The sequence below is a fragment of the Bacillus sp. FSL W8-1127 genome (genome assembly GCF_038006725.1).
In the GTDB taxonomy this organism is placed as follows: domain Bacteria; phylum Bacillota; class Bacilli; order Bacillales; family DSM-4216; genus Bacillus_O; species Bacillus_O smithii.
The window spans coordinates 1,531,897-1,545,257 of the sequence record NZ_JBBOVU010000001.1 but is presented as its reverse complement, the minus strand read 5'-3'; the positions used below and the strand labels follow the sequence as shown (position 1 = coordinate 1,545,257).

General features: G+C 38.8%; 12 protein-coding genes. 2 read left to right on the top strand and 10 right to left on the bottom strand.

The genetic code is table 11. The features are described 5' to 3' along the window. Positions 1–14 precede the first annotated feature (14 nt). The 7 genes from NST12_RS07340 to glsA form a co-directional block, all read right to left on the bottom strand. Positions 15–1,310, bottom strand: coding sequence for an arsenic transporter (locus NST12_RS07340; protein ID WP_341102149.1), 1,296 nt, complete (start codon positions 1,308–1,310; stop codon positions 15–17). A gap of 16 nt (positions 1,311–1,326) precedes the next feature. After that, a complete protein-coding gene (locus NST12_RS07335; RefSeq protein WP_341100745.1) occupies positions 1,327–1,671 on the bottom strand; it encodes an ArsR/SmtB family transcription factor in 345 nt (114 codons plus the stop codon). A 203-nt stretch (positions 1,672–1,874) separates the two neighbouring features. Next, the gene (locus NST12_RS07330) at positions 1,875–2,783 is read right to left on the bottom strand and encodes a cation diffusion facilitator family transporter (RefSeq protein WP_341029292.1); all 909 of its coding nucleotides are present in this window, start codon (positions 2,781–2,783) and stop codon (positions 1,875–1,877) included. 1,046 nt (positions 2,784–3,829) lie between these two features. Continuing rightward, positions 3,830–4,696, bottom strand: a complete 867-nt coding sequence (locus tag NST12_RS07325; protein ID WP_341029289.1) for an energy-coupling factor ABC transporter ATP-binding protein — start codon at positions 4,694–4,696, stop codon at positions 3,830–3,832. Beyond that, a complete protein-coding gene (locus NST12_RS07320; protein ID WP_341029287.1) occupies positions 4,696–5,184 on the bottom strand; it encodes an energy-coupling factor transporter transmembrane component T family protein in 489 nt (162 codons plus the stop codon). Before NST12_RS07320 ends, NST12_RS07325 begins: the two co-directional genes overlap by 1 nt. 95 nt (positions 5,185–5,279) lie before the next feature. Next, positions 5,280–6,377 (bottom strand): NAD(P)H-dependent flavin oxidoreductase, encoded by a 1,098-nt coding sequence (locus tag NST12_RS07315; protein WP_341030477.1) that lies wholly within the window; start codon positions 6,375–6,377, stop codon positions 5,280–5,282. A gap of 901 nt (positions 6,378–7,278) precedes the next feature. Beyond that, positions 7,279–8,202 (bottom strand): glutaminase A, encoded by a 924-nt coding sequence (gene glsA, locus NST12_RS07310; RefSeq protein ID WP_341100742.1) that lies wholly within the window; start codon positions 8,200–8,202, stop codon positions 7,279–7,281. A gap of 283 nt (positions 8,203–8,485) precedes the next feature. Here glsA and NST12_RS07305 point away from each other — a divergent pair, with 283 nt between their 5' ends. Then, positions 8,486–8,782, top strand: a complete 297-nt coding sequence (locus NST12_RS07305; protein WP_341029282.1) for a hypothetical protein — start codon at positions 8,486–8,488, stop codon at positions 8,780–8,782. A gap of 186 nt (positions 8,783–8,968) precedes the next feature. Here NST12_RS07305 and NST12_RS07300 read toward each other — a convergent pair whose 3' ends face one another. Further along, complete coding sequence (locus tag NST12_RS07300; RefSeq protein WP_327805584.1) at positions 8,969–9,802, bottom strand: pirin family protein; 834 nt, start codon at positions 9,800–9,802, stop codon at positions 8,969–8,971. Between the two features lie 205 nt (positions 9,803–10,007). Then, positions 10,008–10,772, bottom strand: a complete 765-nt coding sequence (locus NST12_RS07295) for an exodeoxyribonuclease III (RefSeq protein ID WP_048623254.1) — start codon at positions 10,770–10,772, stop codon at positions 10,008–10,010. A 356-nt stretch (positions 10,773–11,128) separates the two neighbouring features. On the opposite strand from NST12_RS07295, the gene NST12_RS07290 reads away from it, so the two are divergent. Further along, complete coding sequence (locus NST12_RS07290) at positions 11,129–12,490, top strand: IS1182 family transposase (protein ID WP_048622333.1); 1,362 nt, start codon at positions 11,129–11,131, stop codon at positions 12,488–12,490. A gap of 155 nt (positions 12,491–12,645) precedes the next feature. Here NST12_RS07290 and NST12_RS07285 read toward each other — a convergent pair whose 3' ends face one another. Further along, positions 12,646–13,074, bottom strand: coding sequence for a cell wall hydrolase (locus NST12_RS07285; protein ID WP_048623253.1), 429 nt, complete (start codon positions 13,072–13,074; stop codon positions 12,646–12,648). Positions 13,075–13,361: the final 287 nt, after the last annotated feature.

Here is a 13,361-nt window from a genome sequence, read left to right as displayed (position 1 = left end):
CACATGCTCCTTTATTAGATGATAAGCAACCATAAATAAAGTCCAATCAGTGTAATGAGTATTGTTGGTACGGTTAAAATAATCCCGTTTTTAAAGTAGGTTCCCCAAGTAATTTTGACTCCTTTCGTCGATAATACATGCAGCCAAAGGAGGGTGGCCAAAGAACCGATTGGGGTAATTTTAGGCCCTAAATCAGAACCAATCACATTCGCATAAATGAGTCCTTCACGAATGATTCCGGTTGTGTTTGTATTAGCTATGGCTAAAGCATCAATCATTACGGTAGGCATGTTATTCATAATCGATGAAAGAATCGCTGCGATAAACCCCATTGAAATGGTTCCTACAAGTAAACCTTTATTTGCCGCGGCTTGAATCGCGTCAGACAGTACATTCGTCAATCCTACGTTTCTTAATCCGTAGACGACAACATACATACCAATAGAAAAAAAGACAATTTCCCATGGTGCACCTTTTAGTATTTGTTTAACGTGAACAGCTGGGGTTCTTCTTCCAATGGACAAGAAAACAAGTGCGACCACTCCTGCAATGATAGACACAGGAATTTTAGTAAATTCACTGATAAAATAGCCTACTAATAAAATACTTAATACACTCCAAGCTATCTTAAACATTTTTTGATCCTTAATGGCTTCAATTGGTTTCTTTAAATGAGACACATCATATTGTTTTGGTATATTTTTTTGAAAATACAAATATAAAACCAAAATACTGGCTCCAAACGAGAAAACGGTAGGAATGATCATGCGCGTTGCATACTCAACAAACTTAATATGAAAATAATCGGCGGAAACAATGTTTACTAGGTTACTAACCACAAACGGTAATGAGGTTGTATCTGCGATAAAACCACTTGCCAGAATAAAAGGCAGTACTTTCTTTTCATCAAATTGTAAAGCTCGTACCATGGCAAGAACAATGGGAGTTAAAATGAGGGCTGCCCCATCATTCGCAAAAAAGGCGGCTACTATGGCTCCTAAAATAGAAACAAAGATAAACATCTTTACTCCGTTTCCTTTTGCCGCTTTTGCCATATGTAATGCTGCCCATTCAAAAAATCCAATTTCATCTAAAATCATTGATATGATAATAATAAAAATAAAAGCAAGAGTCGCATTCCACACAATTCCTGTCACAGTTAGGACATCTTGAAAATCTACTACACCTACCATAATAGATAGCAGAGCGCCCCCGCATGCAGACCAGCCAATAGATAAGTTTTTGGGTTGCCAAATCACAAATATTAAAGTTGCGAGGAAAATCAATGATGCTAGTAGGACGGAAAGCAAAAAATCACCTCTATCGTTATTCACATAAAATTCTTGTGCCTTTTTCTTCAAGTTCTTTTAATTGTTCTTGCTGGTCAGGAACATGAGCCAATATATCTTGAATGAGCGAATACATTTCATGTTCCTTATTGACAGAATAAAAAACCCATTGGGCTTTCTTGGTTTCATTTAGTAAACCTGCATCTTTTAACTTCCTGAGATGTTGGCTAATGGCGGGTTGACTCATCTGAAAAAATTCAACCAACTCACATACGCAACAATTTTTATTGTCTAATAACGCCATCATGGTAAGTCTAGTTTTATCGCCTAATAACTTTAATATTGTCGCGACGTCGTCTATATTCGTAACCACTCGATTCATTTTACCACTCCTCCATTCATATATCATAATATAACAATATGCTTATATAAGCAAATAAAAATAGGATGATATAGTATAGTATCGCTTCAAATGTCTTAATAGCCATAAAAAAAGTCGTATTCTAGCCGTATATTTGATCTTTTAACGACTATAATTGTTGCTGTAAAAAATAAAATGAAAAATCTCCCTCGTTTAAAGGGAGATTAATTGCAAATATCTACTTCCGTACATTTTTTCGTTTCTTCTATTTGTATAGTGGTATGATGAATGCCAAATTGTTTATGCAGCTTCTCTCTTGCCTCATATAATAATTGATCCCTATCAATTTGAGGACGGACGACAAGATGACAGCTTAAAGCAGGAAAATCTGAAGTAATGGACCATACATGTAAATCATGAACATTGGTGACTCCCGCCAAAGACAATAATTGATTTTTTACTTCTTGCAAATCAATATTCGATGGTCTCCCTTCCATCAGAATATGGATAGAGTCCTTCACTATGCGCCAACCACTGATCATAATTAAAACAGAAACCAATACACTGGCTATCGGATCGGCAATATTCCAGCCAAAAAGCCATATCAGCAAGCCGGTAACAATGGCCCCGATAGATCCAAGCAAATCCCCCAGCACGTGTAAAAAGGCGCTTCTTATGTTTAGGTTGTCGTTCTTATCCCCTTTCATCAAAATCCATGCAGCTAAAATATTGACGATCAGCCCCATTCCTGCGACTGTCAACATTCCCGAACTCATTACTTTAGGTGGATAATAAAAACGTTGGTATGCTTCATAGAAAATCATGACCGAAATAAGCAATAGTGTCAGTCCATTCAACAATGCAGCTAAAATTTCAAAACGTTTATATCCGTACGTTTTCGTTTCATTTGCTTGCTTTTCCCCTATTTTCAAAGCTAACAAGCTGAAACCTAATGCCGCTGCATCACTTAACATGTGTCCTGTATCAGATAGCAACGCAAGACTGTTCGTCATGATTCCACCGATCAGTTCCACAATGAGAAAAGAGAAAATCAGAAAAAAGCTATATAGCAATGCTTTTCGATTTGCATGATGTGCATGTGAATGACTTCCATGACTGTGATGATGTCCCATATCGAAGACTCCTTTAAGCCATAATTCTGTTTATCAAATTTATTTCTTTAAATGTCTACTTAATTCATTATATACGAGTTTCCCCTTTAAGTTGATTCCATTGGAAAAAACAATCCCAATGAATAAATAGACACTTCACTCGAAAGATGAAAAGTGTTGGCCATCTACAAATGATCCCCATTTATCAAGTTCATTTTACCACACTTATTCAGTAAATTGTGGTACGTTTCACCTTGTATTCGTCATTATTTGATACTTATCTAAACAAGCATGGAAAATCTTGATTTTCCCGTTAAAATCCTTTAATAGATCAATTTCTTTCTAAAACGGTAAAATAAGGTTGGAACCTATAAGCACATTGCGAAAGGATATTACACGGGTGCATAAGTTTACAGATTGTTATGGTCTTGTTTAATAAACTGACCAGGAGAACGAACGGGTAGAAGCACTTTATGAGAAGGATTTTGATTCGTCTTCAATATTTTTGAGGAAATGGAAGTTTCTTTTTCTTGCAAGATAAATGATGTCTGTCGACTCCTTTGTCCAATATGAACACCTATTTCATACGAAGCCGTTCTTCGTTAGAGTTTCTGACGGTTGTTGCGCCTTCTCATTAATCATGATGGTTTGATACCTTCTTTCATTTATACTCATAAAAAGTGGCAGTGGTTTAACTTGCTTTGGATCAAATGATCAACCGTATTCCGCTCAATCGATGTTCGTTGATATGGTATCTAGCATAATCGAGATTGTTTCCGGGAACCATTATCGCTTGTACAAACATATCGACCTTTTTTGATCGATATTCTAAACCAACTTGAGACGTTTTGCGATCTGTCATCAATAGTTATAAACACACTTCGTTTCTTTCCCGCACTAGGGACAACAATGATGTTTTATCCTATTTCAACATAATTGAAAACGCCTCCCGATCTCACCCTCTTCTCTGAACAGTTTTTACTCCGGATTCTTCGCAGTACTTTTCAAAGTAAACATAAGTCATTCGTTGATTCTGACTAATTCCCATATAAAGGGCGTGAGTTTTTTCATCCGGAAATTTTGCCTGAATTCCAACTTTTTATAGAGCTAATCTTTTGAAACAATTCTTCTTTGATTTGAGGGATCGCTTCATTTGCAGAAAAAAATTTTTCTTGTACGAGAAATTGGAAGGTTTCCATAACCCATGGTGCATCTAAATGAGCTTTTCTTATCAAATGAGCTTGTTCAAATACGGTGACCGGATCGCCATAACACAAGATTTCTCCATCATACATGATGATAATTTCATCAGCCCACTGGTAGGCTAGATTCACATCATGGGTAGACAAAATAATGGTTTTTCCCTGTTTTTGGATGTGATCTAATACCTTCATGATTTGTTTTGAAAAATAAGAATCGAGTCCTGCTGTAGGTTCATCTAGAATGATGATTTCAGGATCCATGGCGAGCACCCCTGCTATGGCGACACGTTTTTTTTGTCCTAAGCTTAAAAAATGGGTCGGCTTATCGCTAAATTCTGTCGTTTCTGTCTGCTCCATGGCCCATTCCACTTTTCGCGACACTTCTTCCTTTGGCAGACCCAAATTTTGCGGGCCAAAAGCAATATCTTGAATGACATTAGCCGAGAACAATTGAGAATCCGGATCTTGAAAGACAATTCCCACATGCTTGCGTAATGATAGAAGCGATTTTCGATCATATTTCACTTCTTTGCCTTTAAAACGAATGGTTCCGTTTGTCGGTTGCAGAATACCATTCAAATGCAGCAGCAATGTAGATTTCCCGGCTCCGTTATTACCTAATATGGCTATTTTCTTTCCCTGCTTAACCGTAATGGAGAGGTTTCTTAAAGCGATGGTGCCATCCGCATAACAATGAGTTAAATTTTCGATGTCAAAAAGAATTGGCTGCATTATAAAATTCCTCCAAACTGTACATAGATAAAGGCCATTCCTGCCAATATAAGTAAAATGATAAACCAATTGACAAGGGAATAACGATAAGATGGATCAAAAAACAAAATTTCATCCCCGTAGCCTCTGGAATTCATGGCAATGGATAATTGTTTCGTCCGTTCAAACACTTTTAAAAACAGGATAGAAATCAACAGTCCAAGAGATTTCATCCCTTGTCGTATCGTGATATATCCTAGTCGGGAAGACTGTGATTGATAAATATTGATCGATTCTTCCATGATGACGAAAATGAATCGATACGTTAAGGTAATCAACTCAATAAATATAGAATGGATTGGATGGCATACAGGAAAGAGAAAGTCATCGAACCGTGCGTGACTTGGGGCAGGTATTTCCTTCATTGCTACTGAGGTTGCACAAGCTTCATCATCCGCTCTCTCGTCATCCTCTTTGCGGTGAAAGTTTGAGGCAAGCTTGTGCAACATAACAACCGGCTTCATAACGTAATAACGCCAATTTCACCATCAGGCCTATTCATCACATATTGGATTCAGATGCTTTGAAAACAAAAATACGAAAACTATTTTTCACTGTTTACTTTTTGGAACTCTATTGATTTAAGGCTTTTTTCTACTTGATCGACCACCGAATGGATCAATTCTGCTGCCGTTACATGTTGGCTAAGACGTGGATTTTGTCCACACCAGAGTGACATCCATTCTCTTTTTCCTTGCTTGGCTGCTTCTTTACGAATGGTTTGGGTGAGGTTATTTTGAATAGGATACGGCGGCAATTCCCTCTCATAGTTTTTCATCATCCTTATAAATTCATTGTTCACCCCTCTTGCCGGCTTGCCACTGAAGGCCGACGTGATCGCTGTTTGCTCTTCGCTGCTGTTTAAAATTGCTTTTTTGTGCAGTTCATGAGCTCCGCTTTCCTTACAGGTCACAAAAGCTGTTCCCATCTGAACGGCTTGCGCTCCTAATATTAGCGATGCCAGCACACCTCTCCCGTCCATAATCCCGCCGGCCGCGATCACCGGAATCTTCACCCGATCGGATACTTGCGGTATTAACGTTATGGTTCCAATCATCGCTTGGTCAAATGGTTCCGCAAAACTCCCTCTATGTCCACCCGCTTCACTTCCCTGGACGACAATCATATCCATCCCGGCGTCTTCATTTTGTATGGCTTCGTTTACGGTTGTAGCCGTTCCGATTACCACAATATCGTTGTCTTTTAATTGCTCGATCACATTTCTCGGCGGGATGCCAAATGTAAAGCTTGCGACGGGAATTTTGTTTTTTATAACAATTTGAATCTGTTCTTCAAAAGTGGAGTTGTTCAGTATCGGATCTTCTTTTTTCTTTTCGATCCCCAACTTTTGGCGAATGGGTTCCAATAATTGATTTGCTCTTTCTATTTCCTCTTGAACAATAACCGGATTTTCAGGAACGAACAAATTCACCCCAAATGGTTGGTCAGTCCACTCCTTTACTTTTTGAATGGATGATTCCAAATCTTTCGGAGTCATATAACCGGCCCCGATCATCCCCAAACCTCCTGCATTCGATACAGCCGCAACCAGTTCAGGCGTAGTAATTCCGCCAGCCATCCCTGCTTGAATGATGGGATACTTTAACGATAATCTTTTCGTCACTTCCGTTTCATGCCACATCATGATAAACCTTCTTTCTTTATGAATATACTGACTTTTCTTTATATTAAGTTTATTATTTGCCATCCGCTATGTAAATACAAAAGCCATCGGATGAAAATAGTAAACAAACCGGAAGAATTACGATCGAACAGAAATCTAAATGATTTCAAAATGTCAACGGCATGAATCTTTTCTCGGGCAAATCTTTACTCATAATGGAACTGAAGATCGATAAAATTGTTTCAATTTGATGGATTTTGCAACATAGTGATTGTGAAAATACGAAAGTCTTATATAATAATAGTAGCAAGATGTTTTGACCAATTGTTTTTCAAAACAAAAAACAGCGGGAATAATAAAAAGTCTCCCTACTTAAGTATGGATGATGATCTTTTACGATTCAAAGCAACGAATTTTAGATGGATAACAGCCACACGTGAGAAAAGGAATCATACATTTACAAATCAATAGCGCAGTTCTTCATTTTTCTTTGAATGGCTGCTCCTTTCAACCTTCATTCGTTGCCCTTATCATTGGAATTCGAGGAAAGGAGAGAATGACCGTGTATTTTGCTCTTATGACTTTGTTGTATATTGCCTCGGTTGTAATACTATTTGTCGGGGGATATCAAATTATCAAACATGAAGAAAAATAAAAACGCCACCATTGCGTTTGAGTTTTCCCCTCTTCTTTTTTCTCCTTCTGTTTGACGGAAGAGGGGGAATTGCTTTAAGAACCGAACCTTCTTTTATCTTTTCATTTCATTCATAACCATCTTTCGGTCGAAAAACTTATCACAGGTGAAATGTTGCTGTTTCTAAATAATTCGCCGTTTTGCGATCACAAAAGAAAAGCGGGTTGTTTGACCGTTTCTCTCCTTTTTTGAGTATCTGCTCGAAATGACGCGAATAGGAGAGTGTTAGAACATACTCCAAGAATACTTCTTAGACAGCATTTCCAACAATTTCACTCCCGCTATGCTGTTTCCTTTACGATCTAAAGCCGGGCCGAATACTCCCAATCGATTAGGCACCGCTCCCATAATTCCGCCCGAAACCCCGCTTTTTGCCGGAATCCCTACTTTAGAAGCAAATTCACCGGAAGCGTTATACATACCGCATGTTACCATAAACGTTTTGCAAAGTCTCGCTATATCGGCCGGCAGGAGTCTTTTTCCAGTCATCGGTTCTACCCCGTCCATCGCGAAAACAACCCCTATTCTGGCCAAGTCAAAACAATCTAATTCAATAGCGCACTGTTTTGTATAAAGACAGATCAGTTCTTCCACATCTTCTGTGATAATTCCATCCTGCTTCATGTAATAGCAAAGAGAACGATTGATAAAAGAAGTTTCAAACTCCGATTTCGCCACTTCTTGAGAATAAGTAATTTTTGAATTTCCGGTTAATTCATGTACAAAGTGCAAAATGCGTTGAAATCGTTCTTCGATGTTTTTTCCTTTAATCATATGAGTCACAGCTAAAGCCCCGGCATTAATCATCGGATTTAAAGGTTTGGATGGGTTGTTTATTTCCAATTTTAAAATAGAATGGAAAGGATCTCCTGTTGGTTCATATCCGACCTTATGAAACACGGATTCTTCCCCGCAATCCATCAGTGCCAATGCAAGAGTGAGTACTTTCGAAATGCTTTGCAATGTCATTTTTTGTTGTATGTCCCCTGCCGATAGGCACGTTCCGTCGGGGTAGTATATAGTGGCTGATAAGTCATGAGGATTCGCTTTTTTTAAAGCGGGAATATAATCAGCTACCGTACCGTATTTTGTATAATGTTTCGCTTCCAATAATAATTCATTTAACTCCTCGCTTGATTGACAAGACAATGTTCGTCACCCGCTTTATCATTTGAATCTTAAAGAAGAGACACATCAGTTCTAGTATAGGTCAAAAGGAGAATCTCTAATCTTGTATCTTCAAACCGTTTTTTATCAATGCATCAGATCTTGTTGCAATCTTTTTGCTATCTAATACATACGACATCATTTTGAAACTTCTTTTATTAAGATAGCGCAAAGGTTATGGAAAAGGGTGATGGGGTCTGCATGGCTAATGGTTCTTTGGATATACTTCTAAAGAGGCATTTTTACTGAAAAGGGAGGAATTCAGTTGGCAAAAGAAAATTTTTCAACGAATACGACAACTCCTCATTTTGTCCAAAAAACGATGGAAGAGATTTGGAGTTCGACATGCGGATCGTGGCAAAATTGTAATAACGCGAACATTTCGTCTTTCTTATCTCAATGCTTGGAACACAACATCGATCCACAGTTCTGCTTCGATTGGATTTCCCAACACAGCAACGAAATCCCCAATTGGTCTACTGTTTCGAATACCGCTCGTGAATGGGTCAATCAGCATACTTCTACTGGTTCACCCCTCTCTTCTGAGAACGGCATTTCTTAAAGGCCGTCACCTGTTGCAACAGGGATCATCGAATAAGAATAAAAAAAGGAAAGGGCAATATGAAAAACCGCTTTCCTCTTGTGAACACTCATCCAAGTTCATTTTTTCATCTGCTTTATAAGGCCATGGGGTGAGGAAATGATGCAACCATTCCCTCACTCTTTCAATGCCGGATGACGGAAAAAATCACTGTTGATGAAATTTTCCGTTTTGGAAATCCAATATTGCTTGGCGAATCTCTTCTTGTGTTGTCATCACAAACGGTCCGTACGCTACCACCGGTTCATTGATCGGTTCACCGGCATACAATAACACCCGCATCTTTTCTTTCGCTGTTATTTTAATGATACTATCTGAATCTTCGTTATCCCTAGTTAAAAAGAGCACTTGTCCGGCACGGCCTTCCGTTTCATCCACGCCAAAAAATCCGCTTCCTTCCAAAACATAAAGAAATCCGTTATAGCTGCCCGGAAGATCCTGAACTATGCTAGCTTTCGGTTCCAAGTCGATCTCCACCATCGTTATAGGCACATGGTTCAGTGTTTTTGCTTTTACACCTTGAGAAGAGCCTGAAAAAACACGTATGACGGCCCCCTCCTCTTTCCGTACCGGTACGCTTTCTCTTTTTAAGTTTTGATAACGTGGTTCAGTCATTTTCTTTATTTTTGGCAAATTAATCCACAGCTGCAAGCTGTGAACGGTGGAACCAGGCGCCGGATCTTCTTTATGAATAACCCCTCTTCCTGCCGTCATCCATTGAACATCTCCTGCTTCCAATTTTCCTTTACCCGCTTGATTGTCTTCATGTTCTAGTGTTCCGTCGATCACATATGTCACTGTTTCAATGCCGCGGTGAGGGTGAAAATCAAAAGCTCCTTTTTGGAAAACATCTTCCATCAACATCAAAAATGGATCATATTCTTTCCAATTTCCTGGTTCTAATACATATCCATTTTGATGGATGGGACTGTTTTGTTTTAAGTTTACTGATTGAATACGGCGAATGCCTCGTTCATTCATCGTTGACCCCTCCTAATGTCAAAATTGAATCTAACCGATATTGAACGGTTTGAATAAATCTATCCACTTAGGATATTTTTTTGGCGAATTTCAAAACGCAAGAATACACGGGACAAATCATCAAGCTCCGAATCGCCGCGATTTATCATTCTCACTACGGTTCTTTTATTTCCTTTGCAAAATGCAGTACTTGCATTGCATCCTTTTATAATCTCGAGAAATCAATCTCCAAGACAATCGGACAATGATCGCTTCCCATCACATGAGAGTGAATATCAGCCGTTTTTAAAAAACTGGATAATCTGTTGGATGCAATAAAATAGTCGATTCGCCAGCCAATATTGCGCTCTCTTGCTTTATTGATATAGGACCACCATGTATAAGCCCCTTCTTTTTCGGGATAAAAATATCGAAACGTATCGATAAAGCCCGCATTCAGCAATTCCGACATTTTCGCCCTTTCTTCTTTTGTAAAACCTGAATTTCCTTGATTGGATTTCGGATTCCTTAAATCGATTTCTTGGTGAGCGACATTGAGATCCCCGCATAAAAGAACAGGCTTGTCCTTATCTAAATCGATGAGATAACTTCGGATTCGATCTTCCCATTCCAAACGATAAGGAAGCCTTGCCAGATCCCTTTGTGAATTAGGGGTGTACACATTCACCAAATAAAACTTTGGAAACTCCAATGTTATTATTCTTCCTTCCGGCTCGTTTTCAACGTCGCCCAGTCCGTAATGAACGGATAAGGGCTCTTCTTTCGTGAATACAGCGGTACCGGAATACCCCTTCTTCTCTGCATAATTCCAATATTGATGGTAGCCTTTTAAATCCAATTCAATTTGTCCGGATTGCAATTTCGTCTCTTGAACACAAAAGATATCTGCATCCACTTCTTGAAAATAATCGAGAAATCCCTTGCGTACACAAGCCCGAAGGCCGTTGACATTCCACGATACAAGTCTCATTTGCTGATCCTCTTCTCCTTACTTGTAAATGCATCGTTTCTTATACTATACTACGAAAATAGTTGATAAACACCCAATAAGACTTTGCTGGCCTGAATTCATCTTAAATGTTTCACTATGCGGAAAAAACAAGTTACTTTCATTCGTTTCATACAAATAGACCAAATCCATTAAATCAATGCCATTTGAAAGAATATTGTGTTTCAACCAAAGATTCTCCATTTTTGTCCATCACAACGAAAAAAGCCGTCCTAAGAAAGGACGGTTTCAGACTGTCGACAAATCCGAAAAAACCGGATTTGCCGACAGTCTTTTTTTGTATAATTAAGATACCGTAATGAATTGAGGTGGATGAAGTGCTAACAAAAAATACACAGATGAATCGTGATCAAATAGAAATGATAGCTTTAGACCAACTTGTACCTGCAGATCATTTGGTTCGTAAAATCGACGCTGCTATTGATTTTTCATTTATCTATTCGCTTGTTCAAGACATGTATTCATCGGAAAGAGGTCGACCAAGTATTGATCCAGTTGTATTGATTAAAATGGCTTTCATCCAATATACCTTCGGTATTCGTTCCATGCGAAAAACTATAGAGGAAATCGAAACGAATCTGGCTTACCGTTGGTTTCTTGGATTTGGTTTTTATGATAAGGTACCTCACTTTTCAACGTTTGGGAAAAACTACGAGCGACGCTTTAAGGATACAGACTTATTTGAACAGATATTCTATCGCATTTTGAAAGAAGCTGCAGATAAGAAGCTGATAAGCAGTGAGCATGTCTTTATTGATTCTACTCATGTCAAAGCGAGTGCGAATAAGCATAAATTTGAGAAGAAAGTGGTTCGAAAAGAAACGAAAGCCTATCAAGCACGTCTACAAGATGAGATAAATGCTGATCGAGAAGCACATGGAAAAAAGCCATTTCCTCCAGATAAATTTGGGAAAGAAGAATATAAAGAAATAAAAGAAAGTACCACTGATCCGGAAAGTGGTTACTACGTAAAAGACGAGCGAACAAAACAGTTTGCTTACTCATTCCATGCTGCTGCGGATCGAAATGGCTTTGTTTTGGGGGCTATTGTAACGCCAGGGAATATTCATGACAGTTCCGTATTGGAGCCACTTCTTGAAAAAGTCATAGAAAAACATGGAAAACCGGTTGTAGTTGCTGCTGACGCTGGATATAAAACTCCCGCCGTTGCCCAATACATATTTGAAAATGATATGACCCCTGCTTTACCTTATACTCGCCCTCGTACAAAGGATGGTTATTTCAAAAAACATGAGTATGTTTACGATGAATACTACGATTGTTATCTTTGTCCGCAAGGACAAGTGTTAAAATATGCAACTACGACGAAGGAAGGCTATCGTCAATATTTTTCTGATCCAGTCCAGTGTAAAGATTGTCCATTCCTTTCGAAGTGCACCCAAAGTAAGGAGCATAAAAAACTGATTCAGCGACATGTATGGGAATTTTATTTAGAGGAAGCTGATCATCTTCGGCATACACAAGAGAATAAGAGCATTTATGCAAGACGGAAAGAAACCATTGAACGTGTTTTTGCTGATGCAAAGGAAAAGCATGGTATGCGTTGGACAACCTTAAGAGGTCTAAAAAAATTGTCCATGCAGGCGATGCTAACTTTTGCTGCAATGAATTTGAAAAAGATGGCTTGCTGGACATGGAAAAGTCCAGCAATAACATAAAATAGACCCCTGGAGGGGTCTATTCCAAACATTTGAAAGCATAAAAGTGACAAAAGGCATCCGAAAGCGCACATTCGGATGCCTTTTGTCTACACTCTGAAGCCGTCCTAAGAAAGGACGGTTTTTTCAATGAGAAGTTTTTTCTCCCAGACGAATTAAAAGGTTGTATAAACATTGACGCATGTTTCTGCTGTTGGTTCATAAAAACAGTGTAGTTTGTACCGACCTACAAAAGGCTGATTGTACCAACGATCAGGGCAGTCTCCCTGTGGCCTAAAATACCATAAACTGTATTTGGCCGGCCAATACCGTTCGCCATTTACCACTCTTCTCGCTAATCGTTTTTCATTTTCTCTTGCTCTTTGATAAAAATATCCATATAACACGGCTTCAAATGCATGTGGTTGAAATATCATTTGCGGAATGGTTCGGATCCCTACAAAATCTGAACAATTGGCCCTGACGCGATTAATGCCGACATTCCCAACGAGCAGCATACCAAGTGTCCCTTCTCCTTCAGCCTCGGCTCTCATCAATCTTGCTAAAAGGGCGATGTCTGATTCTCTCGCTTTCACTACGGCCATATGACCACCTCCGTTTCTTCCTCTTTATCATATTGCTTGATTGGGTGAATGATGACGACTTAGGCGGGAAAATGTTTGAACAAACAGCAAGAAATGCCTCATACCATATTTTTCGCAAATACATACATCTTCTGAAAGAATTATTTGACTATCTCCTTTTGAATGGTCCAAAAGTTGACGATTCAAAAATGGAGCACAAAAGATTATGTCGCCTTTTGACCAATTTCAAAAAAACGTCCAATGTCTTTTAAGGCGAGGAACGATGATCTTTCGCTAATTTTTATGAA

Coding starts and splice junctions, on each gene's coding strand:
- NST12_RS07335 (WP_341100745.1), bottom strand. CDS start 1,671: ATGAATCGAGTGGTTACGAATATAGACGACGTCGCGACAATATTAAAG.
- NST12_RS07330 (WP_341029292.1), bottom strand. CDS start 2,783: ATGGGACATCATCACAGTCATGGAAGTCATTCACATGCACATCATGCA.
- NST12_RS07325 (WP_341029289.1), bottom strand. CDS start 4,696: ATGCAGCCAATTCTTTTTGACATCGAAAATTTAACTCATTGTTATGCG.
- NST12_RS07320 (WP_341029287.1), bottom strand. CDS start 5,184: ATGTTGCACAAGCTTGCCTCAAACTTTCACCGCAAAGAGGATGACGAG.
- NST12_RS07315 (WP_341030477.1), bottom strand. CDS start 6,377: ATGTGGCATGAAACGGAAGTGACGAAAAGATTATCGTTAAAGTATCCC.
- NST12_RS07300 (WP_327805584.1), bottom strand. CDS start 9,802: ATGAATGAACGAGGCATTCGCCGTATTCAATCAGTAAACTTAAAACAA.
- NST12_RS07295 (WP_048623254.1), bottom strand. CDS start 10,772: ATGAGACTTGTATCGTGGAATGTCAACGGCCTTCGGGCTTGTGTACGC.
- NST12_RS07285 (WP_048623253.1), bottom strand. CDS start 13,074: ATGGCCGTAGTGAAAGCGAGAGAATCAGACATCGCCCTTTTAGCAAGA.